Source organism: Plantactinospora solaniradicis, assembly GCF_042658085.1.
Classification (GTDB): Bacteria; Actinomycetota; Actinomycetes; order Mycobacteriales; family Micromonosporaceae; genus Plantactinospora; species Plantactinospora solaniradicis.
On sequence record NZ_JBHSPR010000008.1, the window covers coordinates 527904 to 543069 of the forward strand.

Here is a 15166-nt window from a genome sequence, read left to right on the forward strand (position 1 = left end):
GGGTCGTTGGGTGACGGACCCGGGAACTCGGCGTCGGCCATGGCATGTCCTGGCGCGCGCGGGGTGAACGCCACCACCGCGCGCGCGTTGTCTCATGGGACATCTGGAGTCTGGAGAAGGACGGGCTCAGATCCGCGAGGTGAAGGTGGAGAAGAAGTCGTGCGGTATCGGGCTGCCGGTGTTGTCGAAGCAGAGCGTGTCGACCTCGGCGGCGGTCACGGTGAGCTTCCACGGCTGCGTCAGGTGGCAGTATTCCGACCCCGAGCCGTAGGCGGTGACCTGGGCGTGCGTCTCCTTCTCGCCGAGGAACGGGTACTCGACCAGGTAACGGCCGGCAGGGACGAGCGGAGTCGAGGAGTTGAAGCCGAACCCGCCGGCCGGGTAGTTCCAGTTGGTCTGGCCGACGTTGGGGGAGAAGAAGTATCCGGTGTACTTCGGTGGGCCGAACGAGCCGAACACCGCCCGCTCGCGGTGGTAGGACAGGGTGAACTCGCTGGCGACCGGCGCTCCGGCCTGGTCCCAGCAGGTGACGTACGCGATGATGTCGAGCCCGCTGTTGCCCCAGCGGATCACCTTGCACCGGCGCGGACCGGCGTTCGGCTGCACCGCCGTCACCTGGAGGTTGCCGGCGAGCACGCCGGCCACGCCGACCCCGCCGAGCCGGACCTGGTACAGGCCGACGCCGCCGGCCAGCACGCTCACCCCGCCACCGGTCGAGTTGTACGACTGCACGACCGCCGCCCCGCCCCACTGGAGCCAGGCATGGCTGCCGTCGGTCGTCGGGACCAGCCCGGAACTGTACGTCCAGAGCACGGTGAACTGGGTGTCGTCCCGCCCGCCACCCGGCCGGTGGCACTGGACGTCGACGATCTCGTCCGCGCCGGACTGACCCCAGCGGACGATCTCGCAGTAGTGCCCGGTCCGGTTCACCGGGGTGACGTGCACGTTGCCGCGTGACCCGGTACCCACCTGCGGAAACCTGATGTTGTACCGGCCCGGGGCGAGCCGTATCCCCTCGGCGGACAGGGCGGGGAAGGCGGTCTTCCAGCTACCCCACTGGCGGGTGGGGTCGAGGACGGTCCAGACGGGCATGATCGGGTTGTCGACGTACGCGAAGCCGTACCGGTCGGCGGCGGCGGCCTGGCTCGGGCCGGGCGGGCCCAGGACGGTGGCCGCCAGCGCGGCGACCAGGGTGATGGCGAGCATGCGGGGACGGAGTCGCATCTGGCCTCCAATTGGCGTGATCCGATGTGCTCCGGAGTGTGCGGTCCCGCTCGCCGTGGCCGCTGTCGGCTCCTGGGCAGTCGTGGCACCGGAGCGCCAACACCCACTTGGGGCGTAGCCGGAATATGCAGCGGTATCCGGAACGTGACGGAAGGGCTCCGGCGCCCGTGCCGGTTGCCGCCAGCGTCGCCGGAGCCCTCCCGTTGGTGATCGAGTCGGGTCAGGGGGAGGTGCTGCGGACCCAGCCGAGGAAGCGCGTGCTCAGATCGCGTGCCTCGGGGGCCGCGCCGGGATTGAGCGCGTGCAGGTCCCGGAACGCCTCGGCCAGCGAACTGCCGAGGTGGATGGTCAGGGCCGTGGGCTGGCCGGCGTACTCGCGGGTCAGGGCGAGACGCGCGGACCCGCACGGCCAGGGTTGCCCGTCGGTCCGGCACAACCAGAGCGGACGAAGCGCCGTGTGCGGCCCGGGTCGTGGCTCGGGTGCGCTCACCGGCCCGTCACCTCGGCCCGTCCGCCGCGCCGTCGCTGGCCCACGGTGTACGCGGCCTCGGCGTCGATCAGCGTCGGAGGGTTTGCGCCGAAGCGGTTGTTGCGGTTGCCGTTGTACGGGCGGGGGCGAGGAGAAGGGCCGCCCGCTGTCGCGAGTTGGGGCGGAGTGTCGGGCCTCGGTAGAACCCGGTGCACCAGGACCGACCGGCCCCGGCTCGGACAGGAACGCCACCACAGCCCGCACCGGCAGTGGAGCCACCAGCGGCGCCAGTGACGACGGTGACGTACGACGAGCGGTGTCGAAATCCGCCGGTCGATCCTCCGCATTGCACCCTCCTGTTGCTCGTTCGCCGGTTCGTTGGATGGGGGTCACCCCATTACAGGGGGAAGTGGGGTGACCCGCTCGGTTCCGCCCTGGCGGTCTGGCCGGTCCTGAGCGGTCCCGCTGGTGACACTCTGCTGTGGCATCCTTACGGTCGACAGTGGATAAGCCGCATTCCGGAGCAATGGGTGGATCTTCTGGATGCTCTGAAATCGGCGAAATGACCTTGGAGAGGCGTGGAAGGCGTGGGCATCTCACCTTCGGAGTACTTGCTTCGGGAACTGCGGCGGCGCCGCAAGGCGGCCGGCGTGTCACAGGAAGTGTTGGGCGGGCAGTGTTTCTGCTCGGACTCGCAGATATCCGCCATCGAGACCGGCTCGTCGCCGGCCACGCTGAAGCACCTGCGCCTGGTGGACAAGGCTCTGAAGACCGGTGGCTACTTCGAAACGCTCTGGGACGAGCTGGTCAAGGACGACGCGGCGCCCGTCTGGCTGCGCGAGTGGCTGGAGTACGAACGCGAGGCATGCTGCCTCCGCTGGTACGAGCCGGCGTTCGTGCCGGGACTCTTCCAGACCGAGGCGTACGCCCGTGCGGCGCTGGCGCTGGGCCGGCTGTCTGCCGCCGAGGTCGAACAGCGTGTCGTGTCACGGATGGAGCGACAGGGCATCCTCGACCGCGATGATCCGCCGCAGATCTTCGCGGTGCTGGACGAGATGGTCATCCGCCGGCTCTGCGGCAGTCGGCAGGTGGTTGCCGAGCAGGTTGAGCACCTGCTGAGCCTGGCCGAGCGGCCGAACGTCAACCTGCACATCGTCTCGACCTCCCTTGGCCTGTACTCGGGCATGGCCGGCGGGTTCATCATCGCGGACTTGCCCGACACGAGCCGAGTCGGCTACGTGGACAATCAACTCACGGCGCAAGTCGTCACTCGCGGCGAAGACGTTGCTAGCCTTGGGGTGTCGTGGGATTCCGTACAGGGCGATGCGCTGCCCCGCGCGCAGACCCTGGATCTCTTGAAGGAAGTGACCAAGTCATGGACGTGACTGGCGCACAGTGGCGGAAGTCGACCCGCTCGACCTCCAACGGTGGCGCGTGTGTCGAGGTAGCCGACAACCTGCCCGGCGTCGTGCTGGTCCGCGACACCAAGGACCGTGACGGCGGCACCCTGGCCTTCCGGCCGGCGGGCTGGCAGGCGTTCGTCAACCTCGCGAAGCAGATCGGGTCGATCGGTTAGCGCATAGCAACTCCGTAGGGCGGTGCAGAGCAGCCGTACGGATGGTCCACGTCGCGGCTTGGCCGCCATGTGTCAGAGTCGATGCATGTCGACCTCGCCGGATCCCAGGATCGATGGGCGTTCGAGAGCAACAGCCTCCTCCGGCATTGCAGGTCGGCTGCGGCAGGACCTACGGCAGGACCTACGGCAGGGCCGGAATCTCGATCTCTACATCGCCGTCGCGGTCGCGGTCGTCATCGCCGCGCTCGGCGTATTCGGTGTCGTTGACGCGAAAGTCCTGGCGGCCTCCACGCTCGCGGTCCTTGCCGTCATGGCGATCTCCGGACTTGCCAGTCGGCACGAGGTCGACGGTGTCCGGACGGCACTCAACCGAATCGCGGCCAACGAGGCCGGGGAGGTCGCGGCGGAACGCTTCCTGTCGTCGCGTCCGCCGGCCGTCGACACGGAGATCGCGACCGCGACCGACATCGCCATCGTCGGCGTAACGCTGACCCGTACCGTCCGGGACATGCTTCCGGTGTTGGACCGCCGGCTGCGGGCCGGTGCACGGGTTCGAGTCGTGCTGATCGACACGGACAGCGGGGCCAACGTGGAGGCAGTGGCGCGCAGTAGGAAGGCTGACACGCCTGAGTTCTACCGGAACCGGGTGTCGGCCACTCTCGACCTCCTGCGCGTCCTCGCATCCTCGGGGACGAGTGAATCGGCCCTACAGATCCGCCTCCTGCCGTTCGTACCGACCTTCGGGTTGTGCCTGGTGGACGCCGATGATGTCCATGGGCGCATCCGCGTGGAGATGTACCAGCATCGGACCCTCGAACCCAATCCGACGTTCGGCCTTCGCGCCGATCGCGACGCCTGGTGGTACGGCCTGTTCAAGGGCCAGTTCGAAACGATGTGGGAGAGCGCCCGCGAGCTTGAACCGGGCACGGGTGGTCGTGCCGTGGGCGGTGGCAACAACTGACCTTGTGGCGTAGCGCTTGGCGCCAGGTCAGCTCGTCGGGCTCCAGCCGAGGGCCGGACCGAGTTTGGTGGCCATGTCGGTGAGGATCTGGACGTAGTCGTCATGCTCGAACGTGAAGGGCAGTGCGAACGCGACTTCGTCGATCTCGCGGAACGCGGCGTTCGCATACAACCGTTCGGCGATCTCCTCGGCGGACCCGACAAGATCGGGCGCGAACATCATCCGGGCAGGTCCCTGCGGTGTGGCGGTACGGGGCGTCCGCTTCCGGGCGTACTCCTGGTATTTCGCACGCTGTTCGGGCGAGGCGCTGTCGGTGGGGATGACGACGAGTCCCTGCGAGACGCGGGCGCGGTCGCCGTCGGGGTGGTGGGCGCGGAAGGCCCGGATGTGCGAGAGCTGGATCTCGGTGAAGTCCTCGGACTCCTCCGCCTTCACGACGCTGCTGGTCAGGAAGTTCATCCCGTGCTCGCCGGCCCACTGAGCCGACCGCAGGCTTCCGCCGCCGTACCACATGCGGCGGCCCAGGCCCTGAGCGTGCGGCTGGACACGGTCGGAGAACACCTCGAAGCCCTCCATGCCGCGCAAGTCGCTGGCCGGTACGCCACGGACGAAGTCCAGCAGTCGCTTCACCCGGTTGTAGCTGAAGTCCTCGACGTCGGAGGTGTCCGGGTACAGCGCCTCCTTCACCCGCTCGTAGTGCATCGGCGGGCCGACGCTGACGCCGGGATTGAGCCGTCCTCCGGACAGGATGTCCACCGTTGCCAGATCCTCGGCGAGGCGCAGCGGGTTCTCCCAGCTGAGCGGAATGACAGCGGTGCCCAGTTCGATGCGGCTGGTGCGCTGCGAGGCCGCCGCCAGGACGGCGATCGGGGACGAGATGCCGTACTGGAGATGGCGGTGCCGTACCCAGGCGCTGTCGAATCCCAGCCGCTCGCCCAGTTCGATGATCCCGAGCGTCGACTCGTGGCCCTGGCGAGGATCGGCAGCGTCAAACAACCCGATGGTCAGGAAGCCCAGTTTGCGCAAGGACTCCGAGGTCAGCGGCAAGGGATCCTCCATCGTTCGCGGCATGCTCAGCCGGACACCTCACTCTCTGATTCTGTCAGTCCGAGGGTCGCAGGCCGTCTCCGGACGGGCCGGCCACGACCTCCACGGTCACGTCCGGCTCCTCCTGTAGAGTTAGTTACGCGCATAACATTATGTCCGTAACCAACTCTGTCGAGGAGAGTTCATGGACTTCGTTGATCAGGGCATGGCGTCGACTGGTGAGTACGAACCGAGCCCGTCGGGATGGGTCCGCGAGCAGGTCGAGCAGATCATGCGTACCGGCACGACCGACGGCGTCACGATCAGGGACCTGCCCATCGTGCTGATGACCTACCGGGGCGCCAAGACCGGCAAGGTCCGCAAGACGCCGGTGATGCGTGTCGAGCACGAGGGTGCCTACGCGGCCGTCGCGTCCAAGGGTGGTGAGCCGACCAACCCGCAGTGGTACGCCAGCCTGGTCGCCGAGCCGGTCGTCGAGCTTCAGGACGGAGTGGTGAACCGGGTGTACCGGGCGCGCGAAGTGTTCGGGGACGAGAAGGCCCTTTGGTGGCGCCGGGCCGTGGACGCGTATCCACCCTATGCCGACTACCAGCGCAAGACCGACCGCCAGATCCCGGTCTTCGTGCTCGAACCAATCAGCGGAGGCAAACCGGCCGACGACGACACCGAGGGCTACCGCGTGTTTCATAACTCCTGATGGGGTCATGTCACACCGCCCTTCTCGGGCGTCCTCACCTCGCCGTGTGGCGTAGGTGGGGTTCCTCCGTCATCGAGGCTGGTTTCGCCCGCGCGGTCGCGTGGGCCAGAGCCGTCCTCTCGGGAGGCATTGGTAACCGGGCCCCGTGCGTCGGGGTCCCGGATCTGGGCGTGGTGCCGCTCGGCCCAGATGGCGAGGTTGATCGCCGCGTTGAGGTCCCGGTCCAGCCGACACCCACATCCGGGGCAGTCGAAGACGCGGGTGGACAGCGGCATGCCGGTGGCGATCTGCCCGCAGTGGTGGCAGGTCTTCGTCGACGGGTAGAACCGGTCCACCAGGGTCAGGTGCCCGTGGCGCCAGGCCTGCTTGTATCCGACGATCCGGTACGGGTGGCCCCAGCCGGCGTCGCTGATCGCGGCGGCCAGCCGGTGGTTGGCCATCATCCCGGTGATGTGGAGGTCTTCGAACGCGAGCCGGTCGTGGGTCTGGACCAGCCGGTTCGCGACCTCGTGCAGGAACTCGTGGCGGATGTTACGGATCCGGTCGTGGGCCCGACCGAGTCGAGCCGCGGCCCTGGTCCGGTTCGTCGACCCGTTCCGTTTCCGGGTCACCGCCCGCGACAGGTGTCGCAGTCGGGCCTGCCCGGTGCGTAGTGGGCGGGGTGGGGTGATCCGGAGGACTTGCCGGCCGGTGGTGGTCGCGGCGACGACGAACGCGGTCAGGCCCCGGTCCACCCCCACCCAACCACCATTCCCACCCGGACCCTCAAGGTTGGGATGCTGGTCGTTGGGATGCTGGAGGTTGGGGTGTAGGTCGGCGGCCCGTACGGTCACTGACACCGTCCACCGTCCGGCCCGGTGTGACACGGTCACGAACCGGATCTCGGCCCGGCCCAGGTCCACCGCGGCTTCCTCGAACACCTGGGTACGCCAGCGCAGACCGGTCACCTTGACCGATGCCGACCCTTGCCGGTCGACAACGATGACCCGGCCGGCATCCTCGCCCCGTTTCCACTGGTTGAAGGCGTTGATTAGGTCAAAGCCCGACCACGGCACCGTCACCGATCCGTCGACCCGCCGGGCGTCCAGAGCCTGCTTCACGATTGCCAGGCACTGGTTGAACCCGAACCGGGCCGCCCCGGCATGCCGTGCCAGCACGGCCGACTGAGCCGTTGACGCGTCGATCGTGAACCGAAACGCCGTGAACCTCCCCACGGCCACCGACTATCACCCACACCACCGACACTTCTAAAACACGCCGTAGCCGCAATGCCGGGTAGTTGAGGACTCTGGCTGGTTGCCAAGGGCGTGTCGGTAGGTGTGATGGAGGCGGAGCTCCGCTAGAGGGGTTTGTCCTCGGGAGACGACCGCTGAGGGGTTGTCCTGGCCGGGGATCAGGGCCTCGAAGCCGGTCGGGCACCGATGTCAGTCGAGGACCGTCGCCGAGCGCCCTTCGTCCACGGTGTACGCGCCTGCGGAGATCGCGCCGAGGCTCGTGGGGTTGAGGGTCAGCGAGACGACGCCGCCGGGCAGCACGCGCGAGCTCTCTTCGACGGTTGCGAACGTCGCGGGCGTCGATCCGTCCGGGAACAGGCGCTTCCCCGTGCCGACGATGACCGGGTATTGGAGCAGCCGGTAGACATCGACGAGTCCTGCCTGGTGCAGCGCCTGCACGAGTTTCCAGCTTCCGTGAACCTGGAGTTCCTTGCCGGGAAGCTCCTTGAGGCGGCGTACCTCGTCGGCCAGGTCAGCGCGTAGGACCGTCGTCGGGCTCCAATCGGCTTCGTCGTCGGTCAGCGTAGAGCTGACGACATACTTCGGCAGCGTGTTGAGCTTGGTGGCGATCAGGTTGTCAGGCTCGGTGACCTTCGGCCAGTACCCGCCGAGCAGGCCGAAGCTGGTGCGGCCGAAGAGGAACGCGTCGGCCTCACGGAACCAGCTTTCGACGACCTCGTTGGTGTGCGTGGAGGCGTGCGGGACGAGCCACCCGCCGCGGTCGAAGCCGCCGGAGCGGTCCTCGTCGGGAGCTCCGGGTCCTTGCATGACGCCGTCGAGACTGACGAAGGTGTTGACGCTGAGTAGCACGGTTCTCCCCTGAATTCGGGTCGCGGACAGCCGGCCAGGGTTGGCTGGCAGACGGACGCTAGCTGCCGGGCCCAGGGTGGGTCTTGTACAGGTACGACATCGCGGCAAAGTGACCCGCCTGCAGGTCACGTGCGGTGCACCCGACGTAGCGACGCAGCGCGTGCGCGAGGTGGGCTTGGTCGAAGTACCCCAACGTCTCGACGACTGCGCGCCAGTCAAGGCCGTCGCGCAGCATCGTGGCTGCGGCGTTCGCGCGGTCGATCTGCCTTACGGCGGTTCGCGAGAGACCAATGATCGCTCGGTAGCGACGCTGCAGGGTTCGCTCGGTCGGGCTGGCTTCGGGATGCTCGGCGACCTGCTCCTCGTCCCCGAGATGCGATCGCACCAGCAGACCCGCGTCCTGCAATCGCCGGACGAAGTGCTCGACGTTCTCGAACGTCGGCGCCTCCCAGCCCTCGCCGCCGATGACGATTTTGCCCGATTCCGTCACTGGGAACGGCACGTACCCGTCGACGATCGAGGCGGCAGGATGCGGCCGAAGAACCGCGCCGAATGCGAACCGGACCCCGAGGAACTCGGTGCCCGGCGGGACCGGTGCCGTAGTCGCCCTCGTCTCCGGCCCGCGCAGGCTGGCGAGTAGGCGTCCCTGCGCCCGCGAGAGGATCAGATGCCAGCAGGTGCGGGCTGCGGACGTCATCGTCTCCTCCGCGTCAGAGCGGGTGCGCCACACGCGGTCGACGAGGCTCACGTCGATCTCGGTGTCGCGATGCTCGAACCGCAGGGCCATGGCCTCCTCCGTCTTCAATCTGCCGAGCTTCCTCCTGAGGAGGCTAGCTCCGTCGACTCGTGTCGCTGGGCGTCCGGGTCGTCCTCATTCCCAGGGGAGTCTGAGCAGGGCGAGTTCGGCCAAGCGTCGAAGGTCTTCGCGGCTGGCGCCGGAGGCGGCCTGGACCGCGATGCCCTGGGACAGGGCGATGACGTACGCCGCAGCGTGCCGGGGCTCGACGGTGGGCGGAAGGTCGCCGGCTTCCCGGGCGCGGGTGAACCGTTCGGTGAGCATGACCTCGGCGGCTTGGCGTCGGGCGCACAGATCGATCTTGGCATCCGTGGAGGCGTCCCCAGTTGCCAACGCGCCTTGAACCAGTAGGCAGCCGGGCGGGGTATCCGGCCCGGTCGTGGCGTCGGCGGCCCCCAGCAGCCACCGCCGCACCACTTCCCGAGCGCTGTCGGCCTCCAGTGCCGCCGCTCCGTAGCCGAAGATCGTGGTGCTGTAGCGCTCGACGACCTGCTTGAACAGGCCCGCCTTGGAGCCGAACGCGCCGTAGATGCTGCCGGCCTTGAGGTTCGTCGCGGCCGACAGGTCGGCCATGGTCGTCCCCTCGTAGCCCCTGGTCCAGAAGAGGCGCAGCGCGGACTCCAGGACGCGTTCGACGTCGAACTCGCGTGGTCTGCCGATGGCCAATGGTGGCCTCCCCCACTTTTTGACTACCCGTTCAAGATATCACTTGTCGCGTCCGGCCGGGCATGACATCTTGAATGAGCACTCAATAATGATGGAGGTACATCAGATGACTCATACTTTGTCCGGTAAGGTCGCGATCGTCACCGGTGGGTCGCGCGGTATCGGTGAGGGCATCGCGCGGCGGCTCGCGGCGGCGGGCGCGACCGTCGCGATCACCTACAACTCCTCTGGGGAGCAGGCCGAGCTGGTGGCGAAGTCCGTCCGGGAGGCGGGCGGGACGGCGCTGGCGGTGCGGGTCGACGCCGGGGACCGGTCGGCCGTCCGTACGGGGATCGCGGAGATCGTCGGTAGGCTCGGCCGCCTCGACATTCTTGTCAACAACGCCGGCGTGGGCGGCGTCGGTGCCATCGACACCGTCACCGACGCCGACTATGACCAGGCCCTGGCCGTCAACCTCACCGGGGTCTTCGTCGCCAGCCAGGAGGCATTGCGGTATCTCGGCGATGGCGGGCGGATCATCACGATCGGCAGTATCAACGCCGATCGGATCCATTTCGGCGGCGGCAGCGTCTACGCCCTGACCAAGGCCGGCGTCGCCGGGTTGACCCGGGCGCTCGCCCGGGAGGTCAGCAGCCGGGGCATCACCGTGAACACGGTGCAGCCCGGACCCGTCGACACCGACATGAACCCGGCCGACGGGCCCTTCGCCGAGGTCACCCGTCCCTACATCGCCGCCGCCCGCTACGGCACCACAGCCGAGGTCGGCAGCCTGGTCGCCTATCTCGCGGGTCCGGACGCGGCCTACATCACCGGCGCCACGATCAACGTCGACGGTGGCTACGCTGCTTGAGCAGGCAGGAGAGGACACGGACCATGAAGGTCGGGCTGATCGGCGCTGGCGCCATCGCCCAGGCGGTCGCGGTACGCCTGGGCGCTGCCGGCATCGAGGACATCGTGCTGAGTAACAGCCGGGGCGCCCCGTCGCTGGTCGACGTCATCGGAGCCGCTCGATGGATTCGCGGTCACGGTCAGCCGCAGATTCCGGACCGTGCCGGCCGGCAGATTGGGTACTTGACCGGGTCGTTCTCGGCGGTCAGCCGTGCGTGGTGGCTCCCGAGGTGGTGAGCACGACGACGCCGACGACGATCAGCACGATCCCGCCGATCGCGGTGAGGTTGAGGTGTTCGCCGTAGACGAGGGCGGCGATGACGGCGACTCCGGCGGTGCCGACGCCGGACCAGACCGCGTACACGACGCCGACGTTGAGGGTGCGCAGCGCGTACGCCATCAGCGTGAACGAGGCGACGTAGCCGACGACGACCGCCGCGATGTTCAGGGGGCGGATCCCACCGGCGGTACCCCGTAACGCGAGCGTCGCGGCGACCTCCGAGACGATCGCCACGGCGACCAGGAGCCAGGCCATCAGCGAACCTCCTCGATCAGGGCGGTCAGGGTCGCGTACACCCGTTCGTGGAGTCCGGGTGGTGGCGGTGCCAGGTCGACCAACTGGGCGAGCCACCAGCCGTCGACCGCCAGCCGCACGACGGTGGCCACGGCGGGATCGATGCCGTCGTCTTCCAGCCGCCGCTGCCATCTCTGGTAGGCCGTCCGGAGCGGGACGAGGGCGGCGGGGTCGACGAGGGCGGCGGCGAACAGCGCGACCGTGGTCCGGTCGGCGGCGCTGTTGGCGGCCGTGGAGGTCGCCTGGTTGACGGTGGCCGCCAGGTACGCGCGGGTGGCCGCCCCGGGTTCGTCGCCGGCGGCGTCGAGGGCGGCGTCGTACTGGCCGACCAACCGGTCGACCAGGCCGGCGATCAGCGCCTGCTTACTGGCGAAGTGGTAGAAGAGGGCACCCTTGCTGACCTGGGCCTGCTTGGCTATCGCTTCGAGGGTGAGCGCCTGCGCGCCGTCGCGCAGCAGCACCAGCGCCGCAGCGTCCAGCAGCTTGTCCCGGGTGTCCGTCACCCGATCACTGTACCGGCTGGCCGGTACAGTAATCCCCACGGGACGACCTTCGGCCGCCTGCGCGGCCGGGCCTGATCACCATGTCCACCTTGTGCCTGCTGGCACTAGCGTGGGGCCATGTCGGAGAGGGTGATCCTGGTCGTGGGTTACGACGGCGCGGAACTGCTCGACATCGCCTGCGTCACCTCCAGCCTGGACATCGCGAACCGAATCGGCGCCGACCCGCCGTACCGGAGCGTGCTCGCCACCCCCGGTGGGCACAGCATCACGTGCGACTCGGGGTTGCGGTTGCATGCCCAGGCGGCCCTGGAGCGGTTCAACGGCCCGCTCGACACGCTGCTGGTCTCCGGTGGTCTGGGGCACGCCCAGGCCGCGGCGGGCCAGGTCCTGGTCGCGCACGTCCGACGGCTGGCCACGCTGGCTCGCCGGGTCGCGTCGGTCTGCACCGGGGCGACCGTGCTGGCCGAGGCCGGCCTGCTGGAGAACCGCCGCGCCACCACGCACTGGATGTACGCCGACCAGCTCGCCCGCAGCTATCCCGCCGTGCAGGTCGATCCGGATCCGATCTACATCCGCGATGGCAAGCTCGCGACGTCCGGCGGCGTCACCAGTGCGCTCGACCTGACCCTCTCCTTCATCGAGGAGGACCACGGGATGGCCCTGGCCCGTGGTGTCGCGCTGGGCACGGTCGCGTACCTGCAACGCCCCGGGGCGCAGGCACAACTGAGCATGTTCCTGACCCGCTGCTCCACGGACGATCTCGTCGTCCGCCGGACCAGCAACCACATCGTGAGCCATCTCGGCGAAGACCTGAGCACCGCGACCCTGGCCCGGCTCGCCGGGGTCAGCGAGCGGCACCTGTCACGGCTGTTCCTGACCTACGTACACGAGACGCCCGCGCAGTACGTGCGGCGGGCCCGGACCGAGGCTGCGGCGTACCTGTTGATGTCGACAGCGTTGCCCGTGGCCGCGGTGGCGCGGCGGTGTGGCTTCGGCACGACCGAGTCACTGCGGCAGGCGTTCCTCGCCCACTATTCCGTTCCACCGTCGCGCTACCGGCTCGAGCATCAGCTGTCCGAGACTCGTTGATCCCAGGATTCCGGCGCCGTTGCGCAAAAATCCAGACGTGAACGATCACGGATCGGGGTCGGGTCGCGGGTGCCGGGCACGATCGGTGCCATGACGGATACGGCATTGCCACGGCGGACGAAGCTTGCCGACCGTTGGCCGACAGCCCTGGCGATCGTGGCCACGGCGGGCGCGGTCGCGGTGATGGTCCTGCTCGATCGCGAGGTGGAGCTGTTCGGCCCGAGCATCGCCGTGATGGCCGGCATCTACCTGATGGCGTATGCGCTCGGCCGTCCGTCGACGGCCTGGCTGGCCTTTGTCGTGCTGAGCGCCGTGGTGTCGGTGCTCCACGTGCTCGACAACCGGCAGGTGCTGGGGATCGACCCGGCGGTCGGCATGACGGTCGTGCTGGTCCTGCTGTGGTTGTGGACGGTGGCGCGGCGTCGCTTCACCGAGGGCCGGACGTTCTCCATCCAGACCGCCGGCATGGTGGGCTTCGGCGCACTCACGCTGCTGTGCGCGACGGTCCAGCCCCGGCTGGGCATCGCGTTGGCCGGTGTCGGGTTTCTCGCGCACGGCGTCTGGGACGCGTACCACTTCAAGGTGAACCAGGTGGTGAACCGGCCGTGGTCGGAGTTCTGTGCGGTCGTCGACCTCGGGGTCGGCGTGGCCCTGCTCGTGGTGGCGGCGACGTAGCCGCGCCGCCCAGGGATCTGGCGGTACGGTGCGGCGCGGGGCGGGACGGCGACTAGATGGCCGTGCTGACCGGTGTCGGCCGGCCCGTGGCGGCTGCGGTCAGGCGCCAGGCGGCTGAGATCAACCCGATGTGCGAGAACGCCTGTGGCAGGTTCCCCAAATGCTCACCCGTGTCCAGGTCGATCTGCTCGGCGAAGAGGCCCAGGTCGTTGGAGCGTTTCGTGAGGCTTTCGAAGAGTGCGGTTGCCCGGTCCCGCTCGCCAGCCAGCGCCAGGCACCCCACCAACCAGAAGGAGCAGATGACGAAGCCGGCCGAGTCGCCGGGCCATCGCCGGACGAGCCCATCGGTGGTCAACTCCTGATCGATCCGGCCGATGGTGGCGCGCATCCGTGGATCGGCCGCGTCGATGAAACCGACGAGGGGGAGGATGAGTACCGACGCGTCGAGCCGGTCGGATCCGAAGGCATCGGTGATGGCACCGACCCGGGGATTCCAGCCCTGCTCCAGGACCGCGGCGCGAATCTCGTCGCGCACCGCCGCCCAGCGCTTCAGGTCCCCCGCACTGCCGAGGACACCGCCGAACCGTACGGCCCGGTCCAAGGCCATCCAACACCCCACCTTGGACGTGACATGGTGCCGCTCCTCGCCCCGCAGCTCCCAGATCCCCGAATCCGGCAGCCGCCAGGTGTCGGCCGCCTGCTCGGTCAGGGACCGCAGCAGCCGTCGTACGTCGTCGGGCATGGGTTCGAGGCGCTCACGCAGCAGCCACGCGGCGTCGAGGACCTGACCGAGAGCGTCCTGTTGCCGCTGGCGCCAGGCGTCGTTGCCGAGCAGCACGGGACCGATGGCGACGTGGCCGGTCAGCACGCCGAGTTCCCGTTCGGACAGGTCGCGTTCGCCCTCGACGCCAAGCACGATCGGGATGGGCTCGATGCCCACGTCGCCGATCGCCTCGGCGATCCAGCGGAACAGCCGCTCCGCCTCCACCGGACAGGCCGCGACCGACAGGACCCGCAGGGTCAGGCTGAAGTCGCGCAGCCACACATAGCGGTAGTCGTAGTTGTCGTGGCCCTCCGGCCGAACCGGCAGCGAGGTGGTCGCGGCGGCGACCACCGCGCCGCTGCGCTGGTACGTCAACCCCTCGAGGATCAACGCACTCCGCCGCACCAGGTCCGGATAGAGGCCTGTGTAGGGGTGCGTCGCCAGCCAGGAGCGCCACCCCTCGACCGTGTCGGCAAGGACCGCCGGCACGTCGACCGGCATCGGCTCGCGCTCGTGATAGGTCGACGAGTGGGACAGGGAGAAGGTCTCCCGCTGGCCCGGACCGACCGTGAACGACGCTGTCGCTTCGGTTTCCCAGTGCTGCACCGGCACGGTCGCGGTCATCCCGAGCGTGCTGCCGGTGGCTCTCGCGATGGAGGTCTCGCCGTGCGGTTCGAGGTAGGCGCGTACCCGGCCGTATTCGAAGCGGGGTGCGTAGGACATCACCATCGGAACGTGCCCGGAGAGTCCTTCCACGAGCCGGAGGAAAAGACCGGGCGGGCTCCGGCCGATGTCGTGTCCGCGGGCCTCCGCATCCAGGGCCAGGGCGTCGGTGACCGCCACGGACCCTTCCTCGGTGCTGAAGACCGTACGCAGCACGAGCGTGTCGTCGAGGTAGCTCCGTTCGACCTGGTATTCACCGGCAGGCCGGATCCACCAGTGTCCGCCGTCGTCGCCGAGCAGGCGGCCGAACACCGACGGCGCGTCGAACCGGGACGGGCACCACCAGTCCACGGAACCGTCGCGGCCGACCAGGGCCCCGGACCGGCCGTCGGCGAGATAACCGTATTCGTCAATCCGACCGGCACACACGGCACGCCACCCCGGGCTGGTCGGTTCTACGCAGCATGGGCGGTCGCTTACCCCGGCCCGAT

At 68.8% G+C, this 15166-nt stretch carries 18 protein-coding genes; 8 read left to right on the forward strand and 10 right to left on the reverse strand.

The annotated features are described in order from the left end of the window. Positions 1 to 126: 126 nt before the first annotated feature. Together ACFP2T_RS12110 and ACFP2T_RS12115 are read right to left on the reverse strand one after the other, a co-directional pair. Positions 127 to 1224, reverse strand: a complete 1098-nt coding sequence (locus ACFP2T_RS12110; protein ID WP_377420790.1) for a hypothetical protein — start codon at positions 1222 to 1224, stop codon at positions 127 to 129. Positions 1225 to 1444: 220 nt separating this feature from the next. After that, positions 1445 to 1714, reverse strand: a complete 270-nt coding sequence (locus ACFP2T_RS12115) for a hypothetical protein (RefSeq protein WP_377420792.1) — start codon at positions 1712 to 1714, stop codon at positions 1445 to 1447. Positions 1715 to 2271: 557 nt separating this feature from the next. On the opposite strand from ACFP2T_RS12115, the gene ACFP2T_RS12120 reads away from it, so the two are divergent. The 3 genes from ACFP2T_RS12120 to ACFP2T_RS12130 all read left to right on the forward strand — a co-directional run bounded on the left by ACFP2T_RS12120 (position 2272) and on the right by ACFP2T_RS12130 (position 4230). Further along, positions 2272 to 3078, forward strand: coding sequence for a helix-turn-helix domain-containing protein (locus ACFP2T_RS12120; RefSeq protein WP_377420794.1), 807 nt, complete (start codon positions 2272 to 2274; stop codon positions 3076 to 3078). After that, the gene (locus ACFP2T_RS12125) at positions 3075 to 3269 is read left to right on the forward strand and encodes a DUF397 domain-containing protein (protein ID WP_377420936.1); all 195 of its coding nucleotides are present in this window, start codon (positions 3075 to 3077) and stop codon (positions 3267 to 3269) included. The genes ACFP2T_RS12120 and ACFP2T_RS12125 overlap by 4 nt, the downstream gene beginning before the upstream one ends. Before the next feature lie 85 nt (positions 3270 to 3354). Beyond that, complete coding sequence (locus ACFP2T_RS12130; protein ID WP_377420796.1) at positions 3355 to 4230, forward strand: hypothetical protein; 876 nt, start codon at positions 3355 to 3357, stop codon at positions 4228 to 4230. 27 nt (positions 4231 to 4257) lie between these two features. On the opposite strand, the gene ACFP2T_RS12135 is transcribed toward ACFP2T_RS12130, so the two are convergent. Beyond that, positions 4258 to 5289: an LLM class flavin-dependent oxidoreductase gene (locus ACFP2T_RS12135; RefSeq protein WP_377420798.1), complete on the reverse strand. Its 1032-nt coding sequence runs from the start codon at positions 5287 to 5289 to the stop codon at positions 4258 to 4260. Between the two features lie 172 nt (positions 5290 to 5461). On the opposite strand from ACFP2T_RS12135, the gene ACFP2T_RS12140 reads away from it, so the two are divergent. Further along, entirely contained in the window at positions 5462 to 5974 is a 513-nt protein-coding gene (locus ACFP2T_RS12140; protein WP_377420800.1) for a nitroreductase family deazaflavin-dependent oxidoreductase, read from the forward strand. 5 nt (positions 5975 to 5979) lie between these two features. On the opposite strand, the gene ACFP2T_RS12145 is transcribed toward ACFP2T_RS12140, so the two are convergent. From ACFP2T_RS12145 to ACFP2T_RS12160, 4 genes are all read right to left on the reverse strand, one after another. Further along, positions 5980 to 7188, reverse strand: coding sequence for an RNA-guided endonuclease InsQ/TnpB family protein (locus ACFP2T_RS12145; protein WP_377420802.1), 1209 nt, complete (start codon positions 7186 to 7188; stop codon positions 5980 to 5982). Positions 7189 to 7398: 210 nt separating this feature from the next. After that, entirely contained in the window at positions 7399 to 8058 is a 660-nt protein-coding gene (locus tag ACFP2T_RS12150; protein ID WP_377420804.1) for a dihydrofolate reductase family protein, read from the reverse strand. Between the two features lie 58 nt (positions 8059 to 8116). Next, positions 8117 to 8863: a helix-turn-helix domain-containing protein gene (locus ACFP2T_RS12155; protein WP_377420806.1), complete on the reverse strand. Its 747-nt coding sequence runs from the start codon at positions 8861 to 8863 to the stop codon at positions 8117 to 8119. Between the two features lie 66 nt (positions 8864 to 8929). After that, entirely contained in the window at positions 8930 to 9520 is a 591-nt protein-coding gene (locus ACFP2T_RS12160) for a TetR/AcrR family transcriptional regulator (RefSeq protein ID WP_377420808.1), read from the reverse strand. Positions 9521 to 9626: 106 nt separating this feature from the next. Between ACFP2T_RS12160 and ACFP2T_RS12165 the strand changes: the two genes are divergently transcribed. Then, positions 9627 to 10370: a 3-oxoacyl-ACP reductase family protein gene (locus ACFP2T_RS12165; RefSeq protein ID WP_377420810.1), complete on the forward strand. Its 744-nt coding sequence runs from the start codon at positions 9627 to 9629 to the stop codon at positions 10368 to 10370. 23 nt (positions 10371 to 10393) lie between these two features. Next, positions 10394 to 10645: an NAD(P)-binding domain-containing protein gene (locus tag ACFP2T_RS12170; protein WP_377420812.1), complete on the forward strand. Its 252-nt coding sequence runs from the start codon at positions 10394 to 10396 to the stop codon at positions 10643 to 10645. Here ACFP2T_RS12170 and ACFP2T_RS12175 read toward each other — a convergent pair. Both ACFP2T_RS12175 and ACFP2T_RS12180 read right to left on the reverse strand, forming a co-directional pair. Next, positions 10614 to 10943: a DMT family transporter gene (locus tag ACFP2T_RS12175; protein WP_377420814.1), complete on the reverse strand. Its 330-nt coding sequence runs from the start codon at positions 10941 to 10943 to the stop codon at positions 10614 to 10616. The genes ACFP2T_RS12170 and ACFP2T_RS12175 overlap by 32 nt on opposite strands. Next, positions 10943 to 11485: a TetR/AcrR family transcriptional regulator gene (locus ACFP2T_RS12180; RefSeq protein WP_377420816.1), complete on the reverse strand. Its 543-nt coding sequence runs from the start codon at positions 11483 to 11485 to the stop codon at positions 10943 to 10945. Before ACFP2T_RS12180 ends, ACFP2T_RS12175 begins: the two co-directional genes overlap by 1 nt. Positions 11486 to 11602: 117 nt before the next feature. Between ACFP2T_RS12180 and ACFP2T_RS12185 the strand changes: the two genes are divergently transcribed. Then, positions 11603 to 12574, forward strand: a complete 972-nt coding sequence (locus tag ACFP2T_RS12185; protein ID WP_377420818.1) for a GlxA family transcriptional regulator — start codon at positions 11603 to 11605, stop codon at positions 12572 to 12574. A 90-nt stretch (positions 12575 to 12664) separates the two neighbouring features. Beyond that, positions 12665 to 13249 carry a hypothetical protein gene (locus tag ACFP2T_RS12190; protein ID WP_377420820.1) on the forward strand — a complete coding sequence of 195 codons (585 nt, stop codon included), beginning with the start codon at positions 12665 to 12667 and terminating at the stop codon, positions 13247 to 13249. Between the two features lie 52 nt (positions 13250 to 13301). Here ACFP2T_RS12190 and ACFP2T_RS12195 read toward each other — a convergent pair whose 3' ends face one another. Next, positions 13302 to 15104, reverse strand: a complete 1803-nt coding sequence (locus tag ACFP2T_RS12195; RefSeq protein ID WP_377420822.1) for a glycoside hydrolase family 15 protein — start codon at positions 15102 to 15104, stop codon at positions 13302 to 13304. Positions 15105 to 15166 lie beyond the last annotated feature (62 nt).

What these genes read in the sequence shown, in the direction of transcription:
- ACFP2T_RS12110 (WP_377420790.1), bottom strand. Translation starts at nt 1,224, where the DNA reads ATGCGACTCCGTCCCCGCATGCTCGCCATCACCCTGGTCGCCGCGCTG.
- ACFP2T_RS12130 (WP_377420796.1), top strand. Translation starts at nt 3,355, where the DNA reads ATGTCGACCTCGCCGGATCCCAGGATCGATGGGCGTTCGAGAGCAACA.
- ACFP2T_RS12135 (WP_377420798.1), bottom strand. Translation starts at nt 5,289, where the DNA reads ATGGAGGATCCCTTGCCGCTGACCTCGGAGTCCTTGCGCAAACTGGGC.
- ACFP2T_RS12140 (WP_377420800.1), top strand. Translation starts at nt 5,462, where the DNA reads ATGGACTTCGTTGATCAGGGCATGGCGTCGACTGGTGAGTACGAACCG.
- ACFP2T_RS12165 (WP_377420810.1), top strand. Translation starts at nt 9,627, where the DNA reads ATGACTCATACTTTGTCCGGTAAGGTCGCGATCGTCACCGGTGGGTCG.
- ACFP2T_RS12170 (WP_377420812.1), top strand. Translation starts at nt 10,394, where the DNA reads ATGAAGGTCGGGCTGATCGGCGCTGGCGCCATCGCCCAGGCGGTCGCG.
- ACFP2T_RS12175 (WP_377420814.1), bottom strand. Translation starts at nt 10,943, where the DNA reads ATGGCCTGGCTCCTGGTCGCCGTGGCGATCGTCTCGGAGGTCGCCGCG.
- ACFP2T_RS12185 (WP_377420818.1), top strand. Translation starts at nt 11,603, where the DNA reads ATGTCGGAGAGGGTGATCCTGGTCGTGGGTTACGACGGCGCGGAACTG.
- ACFP2T_RS12190 (WP_377420820.1), top strand. Translation starts at nt 12,665, where the DNA reads ATGACGGATACGGCATTGCCACGGCGGACGAAGCTTGCCGACCGTTGG.